The sequence below is a fragment of the Kribbia dieselivorans NBRC 106261 genome, from assembly GCF_001552435.1.
Lineage (GTDB): Bacteria > Actinomycetota > Actinomycetes > Actinomycetales > Dermatophilaceae > Kribbia > Kribbia dieselivorans.
In genome coordinates this window covers 1-1,464 of record NZ_BCRE01000287.1, presented here as the reverse complement: position 1 = coordinate 1,464, position 1,464 = coordinate 1, and the positions used below count along the sequence as shown (strand labels likewise).

Annotated in this window: 1 protein-coding gene; it reads left to right on the top strand. The window is 67.7% G+C overall.

The window, feature by feature from the left end; genetic code table 11:
• The first annotated feature begins 41 nt into the window (after nt 1-41).
• On the top strand, nt 42-1,256 hold the full coding sequence (locus KD1_RS15900; RefSeq protein WP_068403551.1) for an IS4 family transposase: 1,215 nt from the start codon (nt 42-44) through the stop codon (nt 1,254-1,256).
• Nucleotides 1,257-1,464: the final 208 nt, after the last annotated feature.

The window sequence follows — 1,464 nt, the reverse complement described above, 5'->3', positions numbered from 1 at the left end:
AATACTGTTCAGTTAAGACTACGTTGGTGTAGTTTGGTGGTATGCCACGTGCTGGATGGAAGAAGCCGGAGACCGAGCGTCGCTTGTCGGATCTGGTGTCGGTGGGTGTGCTCACGCGGGTGTTCCCGCCGGAGCTGGTCGATGAGGTCATTGCTGAGGTCGGCCGGACCGAGCAGCGCCACCGATCGCTGCCGGCGCGGGTGATGGCCTACTTCTCGATCGGGATGGCGCTGTACTCCGAGGGGTCCTATGAGGACGTGCTGGCGCAGTTGACCGACGGGCTCTCGTGGGCCTCGGGCTGGGCCGAGGAGTACTCACCGCCGAGCAAGTCCGCGATCTTCCAGGCCCGGGCCCGGTTGGGGGCTGAGCCGTTGGCGGCGTTGTTCGAGCGGGTCGCCGAACCGATCGGCACCGAAGCCACGCCCGGGGTGTGGTTGGCCGGTCGCCGGCTGGTCGCGGTCGACGGGATGTGTCTGGATGTCGCCGACACTCCCGTCAACCACGAGCACTTCGGGCGGCCCGGTGTGAACAAGGGTGAGCAGGCGGCGTTCCCGCAGGCCCGGGTGGTCGCGTTGGCCGAGTGCGGCACGCACGCGGTGTTCGCCGCCAGGATCGGCGCCTACTCCGAGTCCGAGGCCACCTTGGCGCAGCAGCTCCTGCCCGAACTTGAGCCGGGGATGGTGCTGACCGCCGACCGCGGGTTCTTCTCCTACGCCCTGTGGCGCAAGGCCATCGGGACCGGTGCTGACCTGTTGTGGCGGGTCCGCACCGACAAGGCCGGGCCGAAGCCCAGGCACGTGGAGGATCTTCCCGACGGGTCCTGGCTGGGCCAGCTGAAGCAGACACACTCGGCCGCGGCGCGGCGCGAGGAGCCGATGCTGGTCCGAGTCATCGACTACACCATCGAGGACGGACGCGAGAACCCCACGGCCTACCGACTGCTCACCACCCTGACCGACCCACAAGAGGTCAGCGCGACTGACCTGGCCGCGGCCTACACCCAGCGGTGGGAGATCGAATTGACCTTCGATGAGCTCAAGACCCACCAGCGCGGACCGCGTACCGTGCTGCGGTCCAAGTCCCCCGACCTCGTCCTCCAGGAGATCTGGGGACACCTGTGCTGCCACTACGCGATCCGCTCCCTGATGGCCCAGGCCGCGACCCATTCCGGGCACGACCCCAACCGGGTCAGTTTCGTCGCCGCCCTGCGGATCACCCGCCAGACCCTCGCCCACCCGGGCGCTTTTCCCCCCTGACGCCCGCGGTCGCGACAGCCCCGGATGGCTGGGCTTCCTCCGCAGACTGCTCGACCGGCTCAACCCCGCCCGACGTGCACGTTCGAACCCTCGCGTCATCAAGCGCAAGTACGTCAAGTGGCACGTCAAACGCGCCCACCACGCGACCTGGCCCCAACCCCAGCACCCACAGGCCTACCAGATCCAGACTTGCTAACTGAACGGTATT

Coding starts and splice junctions, on each gene's coding strand:
- KD1_RS15900 (WP_068403551.1), top strand. CDS start 42: ATGCCACGTGCTGGATGGAAGAAGCCGGAGACCGAGCGTCGCTTGTCG.